Raw genomic sequence first — 12,544 nt, 5'->3', positions numbered from 1 at the left:
CGGCCGCTGACGAGACAGGATGAAGCGAGAAGTTTTGGGGACCACTTCCACCACCGAGCAGACTCCTCCCTTCGAGGGGACCAACGCGATGCCGCAGCCGCTGAGCGTCAAGGATGACCGCACGATGGCCACCCTCGCCCACTTCGGCGGGGTGGTGGGGTGCATCCCCTCCGGCCTGATCTACCTGACCTTGCGCGCCCGGGGTCGCTTCACGGCCCAGGAGTCCCGGGAGGCCCTGAACTTCACCCTCCTGCCGAGCGTGCTGATCGTGGTCTGCGTGGCCCTGTCCCCCGTGCCCGCCATCGGGTGGCTGTTCGGCCTCATCGCGGCCGTGGTCTGGGTCTTCCTCGCGCTGTCCTCCCTGGTGGCCGGGGTGCACGTGAACCGGGGCAACCCCTACCAGTACCGCTTCAACACCCGGCTGCTGGATCGGATCTCCGCCCGCCGCGGCTGATCCCGACCGGGCTCGGATCCGGGACCCCGACGTCGAACCCCGGGGTCGGCTCGCCCCGAGCCCCGTCTGGAGGACGTCCCTGCGGCTCAGTCCCCCAGCAGGGTGCGCACGACGGCGTCCCCCAGCAGCCGCCCACGCAGCGTGAGCACGACCCTGCCCTCGGCCCGGGCCTGCGGCTCGATCAGCCCCTGGCCCTCGAGCCAGCCCACCGCCTCCCGGCCAGGCCCCCGCAGATCCTCGATCGCGACGCCCTCCCGGATGCGCGCGGCGAGCATCACGTCCTCGACGTAGCGGGTGTCCGCATCCAGGTGCTCCCGAGCCGCCGCCGGGGACAGGCCCTGACGCACGCGATGGGCGTAAGGCACGGGGTGCTTCAGATTCCACCAGCGCACGCCGTTGATGTGCGAGTGCGCGCCGGGGCCGATCCCCCACCAGTCCCGGTTGCGCCAGTACGCGAGATTGTGCCGGGAGCGGGTGTCCTCGGAGCGGGACCAGTTGGACACCTCGTACCAGGAGTACCCGGCCTCCCCGAACAGGCGGTCGGCCAGCAGGTACATGTCCGCCTGGGCGTCGTCGTCCACCGGGGACAGCTCCCCGCGGCGGATCTGCGCGGCGAGCTTGGTGCCCGGCTCCACGATCAGCGAGTAGGCCGAGATGTGGTCCGGGGCGCAGTCGATGGCCGCGCGCACCGAGGTCTCCCATTCCGCCAGGGTCTCCCCCGGCGCCCCGCTGATCAGGTCCACCGAGGTCTGCAGGCCCACCTCCCTGGCCCAGGAGACCACCTTGGGGACGTTGGCCGGGGTGTGGGTGCGATCCAGCACGGCCAGCACCCGCGGCACCGCGGACTGCATCCCGAAGGAGACGCGCGTGAACCCCGCCTCCTTCAGCAGGGCGAGGTCCTCGCGGGTCACCGAATCCGGGTTGGCCTCGGTGGTGACCTCCGCGCCGTCGACGATGCCGAAGCGCTCGATCCCGGCGCGCAGGATCCGCGCCAGGTCCTCGGCCGGCAGACGGGTCGGGGTGCCCCCGCCGAAGAACACCGTGCTCAGCGGGCGGGCCGGCAGGCCGGAGCGGGTGAGGACGCCGGCGGCCAGGTCCAGCTCGCGGATCGCGTCCTCGGCGTAGCTGAGCCGGTTCACGCCGTCGCCGAAGTCCTCGGCGGCGTAGGTGTTGAAGTCGCAGTACCCGCAGCGCACCGAGCAGTACGGCACGTGCACGTAGAGGCTCAGGCTGCGCCGCTCGGCGCCGTCGAGCACAGAGGCCGGCAGCAGGCCGTCGGACGGGGCCGGATCCCCCGTGGGCTGGGCCGGGCTCACTTCTTCGGCTTGTCCTTGGTCTGCTCCCCGGAGGACAGGGCGGCGATGAACGCCTCCTGGGGGACCTCCACGCGCCCGACCATCTTCATCCGCTTCTTGCCCTCCTTCTGCTTCTCCAGCAGCTTGCGCTTGCGGGAGATGTCCCCGCCGTAGCACTTGGACAGCACGTCCTTGCGGATGGCCCGGATGTTCTCCCGGGCGATGATCCGCGAACCGATGGCCGCCTGGATGGGCACCTCGAACTGCTGGCGCGGGATCAGCTCCCGCAGCTTCGCGGCCATCGCCGTGCCGTAGGAGTAGGCGTTGTCCCGGTGGGTCACCGCGGAGAAGGCGTCCACCCGCTCCCCCTGCAGCAGGATGTCCACCTTGACCAGGTCGGCCTCCTGGGTCCCGTCCAGCTTCCAGTCCAGGGAGGCGTAGCCGCGGGTGCGGGACTTCAGCTGGTCGAAGAAGTCGAAGACGATCTCCGCCAGCGGCATCCGGTAGCGCAGCTCCACGCGGTCCTGGGAGAGGTAGTCCATCCCGCCCATCTGCCCGCGCCGGGACTGGCACAGCTCCATAACCGCGCCGATGAACTCGCTGGGCACGATGATCGTGCAGGCCACCATCGGCTCCTCGATCACCGCGATCTTGCCCTCGGGGAACTCGGAGGGATTGGTCACCCGCATCGAGGTGCCGTCCTCGGCGACGACGTCGTAGATGACGTTCGGCGCGGTGGAGATCAGGTCCAGGTCGAACTCCCGCTCCAGGCGCTCGCGCACGATCTCCAGGTGCAGCAGCCCCAGGAAGCCGCAGCGGAAGCCGAAGCCCAGGGCCGCGGAGGTCTCCGGTTCGTAGACCAGGGCGGCGTCGTTGAGCTTGAGCTTGTCCAGGGCGTCGCGCAGGACGGGGTAGTCCGAGCCGTCGATGGGGAACAGCCCGGAGAAGACCATGGGCTTGGGGTCCTCGTAGCCGCCGAGGTTCTGCTCGGCCGGCTTCTTCGCGTCCGTGACGGTGTCCCCGACGCGGGACTGGCGCACGTCCTTCACGCCGGTGATCAGGTACCCGACCTCCCCGACGCCGAGGCCCTCGGTGGGCTTGGGCTCCGGGGAGATCACCCCGATCTCCAGCAGCTCGTGCTCGGCGCCGGTGGACATCATCTGGATCTTCTGGCGCGGGGTGAGCCGCCCGTCCACGACGCGCACGTAGGTGACCACGCCCCGGTAGGAGTCGTAGACGGAGTCGAAGATCATGGCCCGCGGCGCGGCGTCGGGCCGACCCTGGGGGGCGGGCAGGTCGCGCACGATCCGGTCCAGCAGCTCCGGCACGCCCTCGCCGGTCTTGCCGGAGACCTTCAGCACGCCCTCCGGCTCCACCCCGATGAGGTTGGCCAGCTCCTCGGCGTACTTCTCCGGCTGGGCGGCCGGCAGGTCGATCTTGTTCAGCACCGGGATGATGGTGAGGTCGTTCTCCATGGCCAGGTACAGGTTCGCCAGGGTCTGGGCTTCGATCCCCTGGGCGGCGTCTACCAGCAGCAGGGCGCCCTCGCAGGCGGCCAGGGAGCGGGAGACCTCGTAGGTGAAGTCCACGTGCCCGGGGGTGTCGATCATGTTCAGGGCGTAGGCGGTGCCGTCCACCTCCCAGGGCATGCGCACCGCCTGGGATTTGATGGTGATGCCGCGTTCGCGCTCGATGTCCATCCGGTCCAGGTACTGCGCCTTCATCTCCCGCGGGGTCACGACGCCGGTGGCCTGCAGCATGCGGTCGGCCAGCGTGGACTTGCCGTGGTCGATGTGCGCGATGATGCAGAAGTTGCGCAGGACCGCGGGGTCCGTCGCCGCGGGCTGCGGGGCGTGGGCTGCCTGGGGGGCCACGGGCATCCTTTCCTGGCGCGGGGAGACGGCGCCGCTCGTCAACGGGTGCTTTCGGCAGGCGCGGGGATGCCGAGCGGGTCCGAGCACGGGACCCGACGCTGATCCGCGCCTCGCCCCAGTTTCCCACGAGCGGGCCCGTTTCCCCGCATCCGCTCCTCGCCGCGCGAGGGCCCCGGGGTGGACGCGGGGCGGGGGCGGCGGCCCCGTGCGGGACCGACGGTGGCCTAGGGTGAGGAGCATGCAGATCGATCGCCGCACCGTGACCCGCGTGCTGCGCACCGCCCAGCGCCTCTGGCGCCGGTACGCCTCCCAGCAGCCGGAGACCACCCGCAGCTCCTCCTCGCGGCGGGGCTCCGGGGCGGTCGCCGCCCCGTCCGAGCACCGCGCCGGGAACACCGGAGCCTATCCCGGGGACTACGCCGGGGCCCTGGATGCAGTCTACGGGCTGCGCCCGGACGGGCGGCCGGATCCCGGGGTGATCGTGTGGACCTGGGTGCCCTACGAGGAGGATCACCGGCGCGGCAAGGACCGGCCGGTGCTGCTGGTGGGTCGGGACGGGCGCTGGCTGCTGGGGCTGATGCTGACCAGCAAGGATCACACCAACGCCGCGCACCGCGACGACCGCTACCTGGACATCGGCTCCGGCCCGTGGGACCGGCAGGGTCGGGCCTCCGAGATCCTGGTGGACCGGGTGATCCGCGTGGATCCCGGAACTGTGCGCCGGGAGGGTGCGGTGCTGCCGCGCGAGGTCTTCTAGCGGGTGGTCCGCGCCGTGCCCCGCCGCCGCTGAGGCGACGGGCGGGGGCCTCGTCGTCGCGGCCGACGGCGCTCCCCCACCGGTGGCCTGAACCTCCGCGGTCTGCTAGAGTGGACGGCTGTGTGTCCGATGGTCATCGGGCACTGCGCAGCGATGACGGAACCCTCGGCATCCCCACGCCGCTCAGTCGCGATCCGCTGCGTTTGCCCTCACTGACCCATTCGACGGAACAGAAAGAACTTTTCACGTGGCGAACATCAAGTCCCAGAAGAAGCGCATCCTGACCAACGAGAAGGCCCGCCTGCGCAACAACGCCTACAAGTCCGAGCTGCGCACCGCGGTGCGCAAGGTCAACGCGGCCGTGGAGTCCGGCAGCAAGGAAGAGGCCGCCGAGGCCCTGCGCGTCGCCTCCCGCAAGTTCGACCAGGCCGTCTCCAAGGGCGTGCTGCACAAGAACAACGCGGCCAACAAGAAGTCCGGTCTGGCCGCTCGGGTGAACTCCCTGGCGTAACGCCCCCTCACGGCCAGCCGCTCGAGGCCCCGTTCCCTCACTCCCCTCCGGGGGTGGAGGCGACGGGGCCTCGTCGCATCCGCACGGCCCGCCCCCATCCGCTCGGCCCCGCCCCGGGCGCGCCGCTGCGCGCGCAGGGTGGGAGACCCGGAGACCCATCCTGCGGGAGGAGGCCTCGGGCGGCTGGTCAGCGGCGGCGTCCCGCGGTGGCCAGGGTGAGCACGGCCCGCTCCAGGGCGTAGATCGGGTCCTGGGCTTCGCCCTTGACCTGCGCGTCGGCCTCGGCCAGGGCCCGGATGACCTCCCCCAGCGCCTCGGGGGCGTAGCGGCGGGCGTCCCGCTGGGCCTGCTCGGCCTGCCAGGGCGCCATGCCGAGGTCCCGGGCCAGCTGGGCGGGACTGTCCCGGCGTCCGTGCACCTGGGCGATCGTGCGCACCCGCATGGCCAGGGCGCCGACCAGCGGCACCGGGTCCACCCCGGAGTCCAGGGCCTGGCGCAGCGCGCGCAGCGCCGATCCGGGGTTCCCGGCGACGGCGGCGTCGGCGACCTTGAAGGCCGTGACCTCGGTGCGTCCCCCGTAGTACCGCTCCACCACGGCATCGGTGATCGTGGCGGGCCCGTCGGCCAGCAGCTGCCGGGCCGCGGCGTGCAGCTCGGCGGCGTCGCGCCCGGTCGCGGCGATCAGCAGCCGCACGGCATCCGGTTCGATGCGCCGCCCGGCCTCGCGCACGACGGCGTGCAGGAACTCCGAGGCGTCCCGGTCCGTCTTCAGCGGCCGGCAGGACACCACCGGGTGCCCGGCCTTGCCGATCGCGTCCAGCAGCTTCTTCCCGCGATTGCCGCCGCCGTGGTGCAGCAGGACCACGGACTCCTGGTCCGGGGCCTTGACGTAGGCGAGGGCCTCGGTGAGGAACTCCTCGGACATCCGCTCCAGCTCCTGGACCCGCACCAGGCGGGCGTCCCCGAACAGGGAGGGGCCGGTGGCCTGGGCCAGGGCTCCGGGGGCGTAGTCCCGGGCGGAGAGCTCGTGGACCTCGACCTCCCCGCGCTGCTCGCGCATCCGGGCGAGCACGCGACGTCGGGCCTGGGACGCGAAGTGCTCCTCCGAACCGCTGAGCAAGATCACGGGGGCCGGTTCCACGCTGCGCCAGGAGGTCTGCTCGGTCTCGGCGCTGCGGCGGCGCGGGGGCATGGGGGTCCTTCCTCCTCGGCGGCCAGGCTGGCCCGCAGACTGTCGGGCAGCTCCTTCATGGTAGCCCGGCGCGCCGGGTCCGCCAGCTGCAGGGCCACCGCGGCCAATCCCGCGAACAGCCCGGCCAGGACGACGGCGCCGGGCCCGTCCCCGGTGGGCACCCGGGCGGCCGGGGCCTGCCCGATCCCGTGGGCCACCGCCTCGATCCATCGGGCACAGACACCGGCGCCCAGCAGCAGCGGATCCGCCAGCGGGCCCACCCCGGACGAGCACACGGCCAGCAGACCGCAGACCGTGCCCAGAGGGACCGCGGGGGCCGCCAGCACGTTGGCCGGGACCGTCCACGGCCCCCAGAACCCGGACAGGTGGACCAGATAGGGCGCGCACCAGAGGCTCGCGACGATGCTGATGGCCAGCGCCTCGGCCAGCCACCGCCAGGCCACCCCGCACAGCAGCCGGCACACGGCCGGGCCCTGCAGGATGATCCCGGCGGTGGCCGCCACGGACAGGACGAACCCGGCGTCGGCGCCCAGGCTCGGGTCCACCGTGAGCAGCACGACGGTGCTGACCCACAGGGCCGCCCCGCTGGATCCGCCGCGCCCGGCGGCCACGCTGATCCCGCCGAGCACCCCCATGACGGTGGCGCGAAGGATGCTGGGGTCCGGACCGACCAGCAGCAGATACGCCCCGGCCGCCGCGATCCCGGCGAGCAGGGTCACCGCCCGTGGGCAGCGGGTCCAGCGCACCGCGTGGACCCCGAGCAGCAGCACGATCGCGACGTTGGACCCGGACACGGCCGTCAGGTGGGTGAGCCCGGCGGTCTTCATGTCCTCGGCGGTCGGCTCCGAGAGGGACTCGTCATCCCCGTAGGCCATGCCCAGAACCAGGGCGGCGGTGTCCGGGGCGAGCAGGTCCCGGGCCCGGGCCTCGGTGCGCTCCCGGGCCCGCTCCAGGATCCCCGGCCGCGCACCGGTCCTGTCGGCGGAGCCCGACGACGCACCGCCCGATCCGGCGTGGTCCGGGTCCGCCGGGCCGATCACGGCGGCCACCGAGATCTGCGGCTCCCCACCGCGCCCGGCGCTCACGACGCCGGCCAGCAGGACCGGTGCGGTGCCGGCCTCGGCCAGGCGCGCCGTCGGATCGGCGCCGAACCACAGCGTCACCGCCGCCGAGCCCGCCGCCGTCTCCCCGGTGGGCCCGCGCTGCACGGCCAGGACCGTGGTGGGCACGGCCCACCGGGAGCCGAAGCGGCCCTCCACCTCCCTGGGGTCCTCCGCGACGCGCGCGACCAGGCGGACGGCGGTCTCCGCGGGGTTCGTCTCGGCGGACGAGGCCGGGGTCTGCCCCGCCCCGGTGGCGGCGCCGTCGACCGATGACTCGGCGTCGGTGCCCGATTCGCCGTCGGTGCTCGCGCGGGCGGCTTCCGCCAGAGCGAGGGCCACCGGGTCCCTCGCCTGCAGGCCGGCGCTGGTCAGCACCAGGCCCGCCCCAACCGCCGCGATCACCAGGGCACCGAGGACGGCGCGAGCCCGCGGGAGCAGCCCGCGGGGACCGGATCTCGGGGACCGACCCGCCCGTCCCCCATCCCCGGGATCCTCCGGGACCGCACCTCGGGTCCGGGGACCGCGACGGCGCCCGATGGCCGCCGGGATGAGCAGTCCGGCGCCGACCAGGGCGCCCGCAGCACAGATCCCGGCGGCAGCCAGCAGGGCCCGGGGCTGGTGGCCGGGGGCGAGGAGTGCGGCCGTCCAGGCCGCGGCCGCAGCGCTGAGCAGCCGCAGATCCACGGCTCGCACGGGTTGGGTACCGAGCCCGGGCGCGGGCATCTCACACCATGACCAGCGGCTCGAGGGCGGCGAGCATGGCCTCCCCGATCCCGGGAACGGCATCCAGCTCGGCCACCGAGGCGAAGGCCCCGTGGACCTGCCGATAGTCCAGGATCCGCTGGGCCAGCTTGGGGCCCACCCGCGGCAGGGTCTCCAGCTGTTCGGCGGTGGCCGTGTTCAGGTTGATCCGCTCCCCGCTCGCGGCACCACTGCCGGCCGTTCCCGGACCCGTCCCGGTATCCCCGGCTCCCGCAGCGGCGGTCCCGGAGGGGTTGGGCGGTGCCGCGGCCTGGGCGGCCGCCTCCTCTCGGGTGGGCACCCGGATCTGCTGTCCGGACTGCACCGGGGCCGCGAGGTTGATCCCTTCCAGCCCGGCCTCCTCGGTGGGCCCGCCGGCGGCCTGGATCACCTCGGCCGTCAGGGCCCCGGCCGGAAGCCGCTGCAGCCCCGGGGACTTCACCGCGCCGACCACGTGCACGGCGACCTCCCCGCCCGACGCCGCCGTGGCACCCGGAGTCCCTGGGGCACCGGCCGCCGGGGCGGCGTCGGAACCCGGGTCGGGCGAACCGAGCTCCAACGGGGAGGCGCTTCCGGAGGCGGCCACGGCGATCCTCGGGGCCTGCTGCTCCCCGCGGGGGACGAACAGCACGAGCGCGAGCACAGCCAGGGCCGCCACGGCCAGCAGGCCCAGCACCGCCCTTGGTGACGGGGAGAAGCGCAGCCACCCGACCCCCGGCGTCGGGACGGCGGCCGGTCCCCGTTCGTCCGGGGCCAGGCCCTCGATCATCGCGGTCAGCCGCTGCCGGGAGGCCGTGGGACCCGCCCGGCGCGGGGACGGGACCGTGCGGCGGGTGACGCGGTGATCCTCCGGGACCTCCCACGGGTCCTCGGTTTCCTCGATGCGCTGGTTCATGGGCCTCACCGTAGAAGGACCCGCGATCCGCCTCCGCACATCCGACCCGGCCGGAGGACCCCTCGGTGGATGACGGGGCCAAGACACCGCGTCCATCCCCCATCGGCGCGGACCCGTAGGGCGCTCAGTCCCCCGCGACGTCGGGCGCCGGATCCGCCAGAGCCCCTGCCAGGTGCCCGGGGATGCTCGCCGCGGCCGTCGGTCCGAGGCCGGTGTGCACGGCCAGGGCAGCGGGCAGGTCCGCCCGCACCACGCGCACCCGGCCCCCCAGCTGCTCCTCGATCCGGTGGTGCAGCCGCTCGGGTACCTCTCGGCCCCAGAAGTCCTGGATCAGGCACACCGCCCGCCCGTGATCGTCGGGCACGCCGCGGGCCGCGGCGTCGGCCAGGACCGCCCGGGTGGCGCGCTGCGCGACCAGCTCGGCGAAGCGCTGGACCGCCGGACCCTCCTGCCGGGGCCGCTCCAGGTAGCGCAGGCGCCCCTGCTCGACGGTCGCGATGGGTTTGACGTGCAGCATCTGCCCGACGCGGGCCAGGGCCCGGGGCACCCGGCCGCTGCGGCCCAGCTGCTCCAGGGAGGGCACCCAGAACAGCAGCTGCGTCGCCTCGAGGGCCGCCTGGGCCGCCTCGAGCACCCGGTCGGCATCCGCGCCGGTGCGCGCGGCGGCCAGCGCGGCGGCCACCCCGGCGGCCTGGGCTGCGGCGACCGTCCGGGTGTCCAGCACGCGCACCGGGATCGGGGATTCCCGGGCGGCGGTGCGCAGGGTCTGGACCGTCCCGGACAGCTCCCCGGAGATGGTCAGGGCCACCACCTCGGTGCACCCGGCCGCCGCCAGGGCCGCCAGAGCCCGGGAGACGGCGCCCGGGGAGGGGCGGGAGGTGCTCATGCTGCGGCCTTCGGCGGCGGCGAGCACCAGGTGTTCCCGCACGCGCGGGTCCGCGGCCTCGGGGAAGATCTGGCCCTCGATCATCAGGGGCAGATCCAGGCAGATCAGCTCCCCGGCCGCGCGTGCTCGCTCCAGCAGGGTGCGGGGCAGGCCAGCCGCGGCGTCGGTGAGCACCCCGACCCGACACGGCCGCGACCGCGCCGCGCCCGTCTCGGGAAGGACCGCCCCGGGAACGTCCGGGCCGGTCTCCTCCCGCCCGGTTGTGCCTGCCGGATCCCGCGTCTCGGTCATGGCCGCTGCCCGCGTGCGCCTAGGCGACGATGTTCACGAGCTTCGGCTCGCGCACGATGACCTTGCGGATCTCGGACCCGTCCAGGAACCGCTGCACGGCATCCGAGGCCAGGGCGCGCTCGCGCAGCTGCTCGGCGTCGATGTCCGCGGGCACCTCCAGGCGGTCCCGGACCTTGCCGCGGATCTGCACGACGGCGGTGACCGTGTCCTGGACCAGCAGCTCCTCCCGGACCTGCGGCCAGCCCGCGCGCAGCACCGGCTCATCGTGTCCGACCTGGTGCCACAGGTCCTCCGCGGTGTACGGGGCGTACAGGCTCAGCAGCACCGCCACGGCCTCCACCGCCTCGCGCACGGCCGGATCGGCCCCGCCGGGCCCGGCGTCGATGGCCTTGCGGGTCGCGTTGACCAGCTCCATGGTCTTGGCGACCACCACGTTGAACTTGCCCGACTCCAGGGCCTGCTCGGCCTCGTGCAGCATCCGGTGGGTGACCCGTCGCAGCGCCTGGTCCCCGTCGGCCGGATCCGCCCCCAGCGGGGCCGTCAGATCCTGTCCCAGCCGCCAGGCCCGGGCCAGGAACTTCAGGGACCCGCCCGGGGAGACGTCGGCCCAGTCGACGTCGTCCTCCGGCGGGGAGGCGAAGACCATCGTGGTGCGCACCGCATCCACCCCGTACAGGTCCAGCTGCTCGCCGAGGTTCACGCCGTTGCCCAGGGACTTGGACATGGCCTTGCCCCCGTTGAGCACCTGACCCTGGTTCAGCAGGGCCCGGAAGGGCTCATCGAAGTCGACCCACCCGAGGTCCCGGATCACCTTGACGAAGAACCGGGCGTAGAGCAGGTGCAGGATCGCGTGCTCCACACCGCCCACGTACTGATCCACCGGCGCCCAGTCGCGCAGCGCCTGCGGGTCCAGGGCGGCGGTGTCCAGGTGGGGGTTGGCGAAGCGCAGGAAGTACCAGGAGGAGTCCACGAAGGTGTCCATCGTGTCCGTGTCCCGCCGGGCGGGCTCGCCGCAGGACGGGCAGGCGACGTTGACCCAGTCCTCGGCCGCGGCCAGCGGGGACTGGCCCTTGGGCGCCAATTGCTCGCCCTTCAGGTTCTCCGGCAGGCGCACCGGCAGCTGATCCTCCGGGACCGGGACCTCACCGCAGTCCGGGCAGTGGATGATGGGGATCGGCGCGCCCCAGAAGCGCTGGCGGGACAGCAGCCAGTCCCGCAGCCGGTAGATGGTCTGGCCGGCCCCTGCGCCCTTGTCCTCCAGCAGCTGCACGGCGCGGGCGATCGCGGCGGACTTGTCCAGTCCGTCCAGCGGCCCGGAGCCGGTGAGCACGCCGTCCCCGGTGGTGGCCACGCCGCTGACCGCGGGGTCCTCCTCCCCGGTGTCCACGACGGTGCGCACCGGCAGGTCGAAGGCGCGGGCGAAGTCCAGATCCCGCTGGTCGTGGGCCGGCACGGCCATGACCGCCCCGGTCCCGTAGTCGGCCAGCACGTAGTCCGCGGCCCACACGGGCACGGACTCCCCCGTCAGCGGGTTCAGCGCGTGACGACCGGTGAACACGCCGGTCTTCTCCCGGTCGGTGGCCTGCCGCTCGATGTCCGAGAAGGCCTTGACCCGCTCCCGGTACTCCTCCAGGGCCGCCCGCTGCTCGTCCGTGACCAGCTCCAGGGCCAGGTCCGCATCCGCGGCCACCACCAGGAACGTGTTGCCGTACAGGGTGTCCGGGCGGGTGGTGAACACGGAGACCTCCCGCTCCGACCGGCCGCCTTCGGCCGGGATCCGGAAGTCCACCCGCGCACCCGAGGAGCGCCCGATCCAGTTGCGCTGCATCGCCAGGACCCGCTCCGGCCAGTGCCCCTCCAGCTGATCCATGTCCTCCAGCAGCTGGTCCGCGTACTCGGTGATGCGGAAGTACCACTGGTTCAGGGACTTCTTGGTCACCGGGGTGCCGCAGCGCTCGCAGGCGCCGTTGACGACCTGCTCGTTGGCCAGCACCGTCTGGTCCTTGGGGCACCAGTTGACCGGGGAGTCCTTGCGGTAGGCCAGGCCTTTGGCGTGGAACTGCTGGAACAGCCACTGGGTCCAGCGGTAGTACTCGGGGTCCGAGGTGTGCAGGCGCCGGGACCAGTCCACGGCGATCCCGTAGCGCTTGAAGGAGGCCGCCTGGGTCTCGATGTTGCGGTAGGTCCACTCGGCCGGGTGCGTGCCGTTCTTGATGGCGGCGTTCTCCGCGGGCAGGCCGAAGGAGTCCCAGCCGATCGGGTGCATCACGTCGTAGCCGCGCTGCATCCAGTAGCGGGCGACGACGTCGCCCATCGCGAAGGCCTCGGCGTGGCCCATGTGCAGGTCCCCGGAGGGGTAGGGGAACATGTCCAGGACGTAGCGGCGGGGCTTGGAGCCGTCGTCGAGGGGGACGAAGACCCGCTCGGTCTCCCAGTACTCCTGCCAGCGGGCCTCCAGGGCCGCGGCGTCGTAGGTCCTCTCCTCGGCCGCCTGCTCGCGGACTGCGTCACTCACCTGGGCCACCATCATTCCTTCGGTTCTCGG

General features: G+C 73.4%; 10 protein-coding genes. 3 read left to right on the top strand and 7 right to left on the bottom strand.

Annotation, left to right across the window (positions count from 1 at the left end):
• The first annotated feature begins 34 nt into the window (after window positions 1–34).
• Window positions 35–454: a DUF4870 domain-containing protein gene (locus AC0VXQ_RS05235; protein WP_224799492.1), complete on the top strand. Its 420-nt coding sequence runs from the start codon at window positions 35–37 to the stop codon at window positions 452–454.
• Between the two features lie 86 nt (window positions 455–540).
• Here the strand turns inward: AC0VXQ_RS05235 and hemW are convergent, their stop codons facing one another.
• Window positions 541–1,770, bottom strand: a complete 1,230-nt coding sequence (gene hemW, locus AC0VXQ_RS05230) for a radical SAM family heme chaperone HemW (protein WP_058731235.1) — start codon at window positions 1,768–1,770, stop codon at window positions 541–543.
• Window positions 1,767–3,629 (bottom strand): translation elongation factor 4, encoded by a 1,863-nt coding sequence (lepA, locus tag AC0VXQ_RS05225; RefSeq protein ID WP_231377214.1) that lies wholly within the window; start codon window positions 3,627–3,629, stop codon window positions 1,767–1,769. The genes hemW and lepA overlap by 4 nt, the downstream gene beginning before the upstream one ends.
• 232 nt (window positions 3,630–3,861) lie before the next feature.
• Here lepA and AC0VXQ_RS05220 point away from each other — a divergent pair, with 232 nt between their 5' ends.
• A complete protein-coding gene (locus tag AC0VXQ_RS05220; RefSeq protein WP_475527931.1) occupies window positions 3,862–4,380 on the top strand; it encodes a type II toxin-antitoxin system PemK/MazF family toxin in 519 nt (172 codons plus the stop codon).
• A 247-nt stretch (window positions 4,381–4,627) separates the two neighbouring features.
• A complete protein-coding gene (rpsT, locus tag AC0VXQ_RS05215; protein WP_058731236.1) occupies window positions 4,628–4,891 on the top strand; it encodes a 30S ribosomal protein S20 in 264 nt (87 codons plus the stop codon).
• Window positions 4,892–5,078: 187 nt separating this feature from the next.
• Here rpsT and holA read toward each other — a convergent pair whose 3' ends face one another.
• The 5 genes from holA to leuS all read right to left on the bottom strand — a co-directional run bounded on the left by holA (window position 5,079) and on the right by leuS (window position 12,529).
• On the bottom strand, window positions 5,079–6,083 hold the full coding sequence (gene holA / locus AC0VXQ_RS05210) for a DNA polymerase III subunit delta (RefSeq protein WP_231377226.1): 1,005 nt from the start codon (window positions 6,081–6,083) through the stop codon (window positions 5,079–5,081).
• Window positions 6,014–7,879, bottom strand: coding sequence for a ComEC/Rec2 family competence protein (locus tag AC0VXQ_RS05205; protein ID WP_131797963.1), 1,866 nt, complete (start codon window positions 7,877–7,879; stop codon window positions 6,014–6,016). Before AC0VXQ_RS05205 ends, holA begins: the two co-directional genes overlap by 70 nt.
• Window positions 7,880–7,910: 31 nt before the next feature.
• Window positions 7,911–8,822: a ComEA family DNA-binding protein gene (locus AC0VXQ_RS05200; RefSeq protein ID WP_475529348.1), complete on the bottom strand. Its 912-nt coding sequence runs from the start codon at window positions 8,820–8,822 to the stop codon at window positions 7,911–7,913.
• 124 nt (window positions 8,823–8,946) lie between these two features.
• Entirely contained in the window at window positions 8,947–9,882 is a 936-nt protein-coding gene (locus AC0VXQ_RS05195) for a DegV family protein (protein WP_058731240.1), read from the bottom strand.
• 136 nt (window positions 9,883–10,018) lie between these two features.
• Window positions 10,019–12,529, bottom strand: a complete 2,511-nt coding sequence (leuS, locus tag AC0VXQ_RS05190) for a leucine--tRNA ligase (RefSeq protein ID WP_058731241.1) — start codon at window positions 12,527–12,529, stop codon at window positions 10,019–10,021.
• Between the last annotated feature and the right edge of the window lie 15 nt (window positions 12,530–12,544).

This window comes from Rothia sp. QJM3NY_36 (assembly GCF_056173115.1).
The sequence above is the reverse complement of the archived record's forward strand: the minus strand, read 5'-3'. Positions and strand labels throughout refer to the sequence as shown.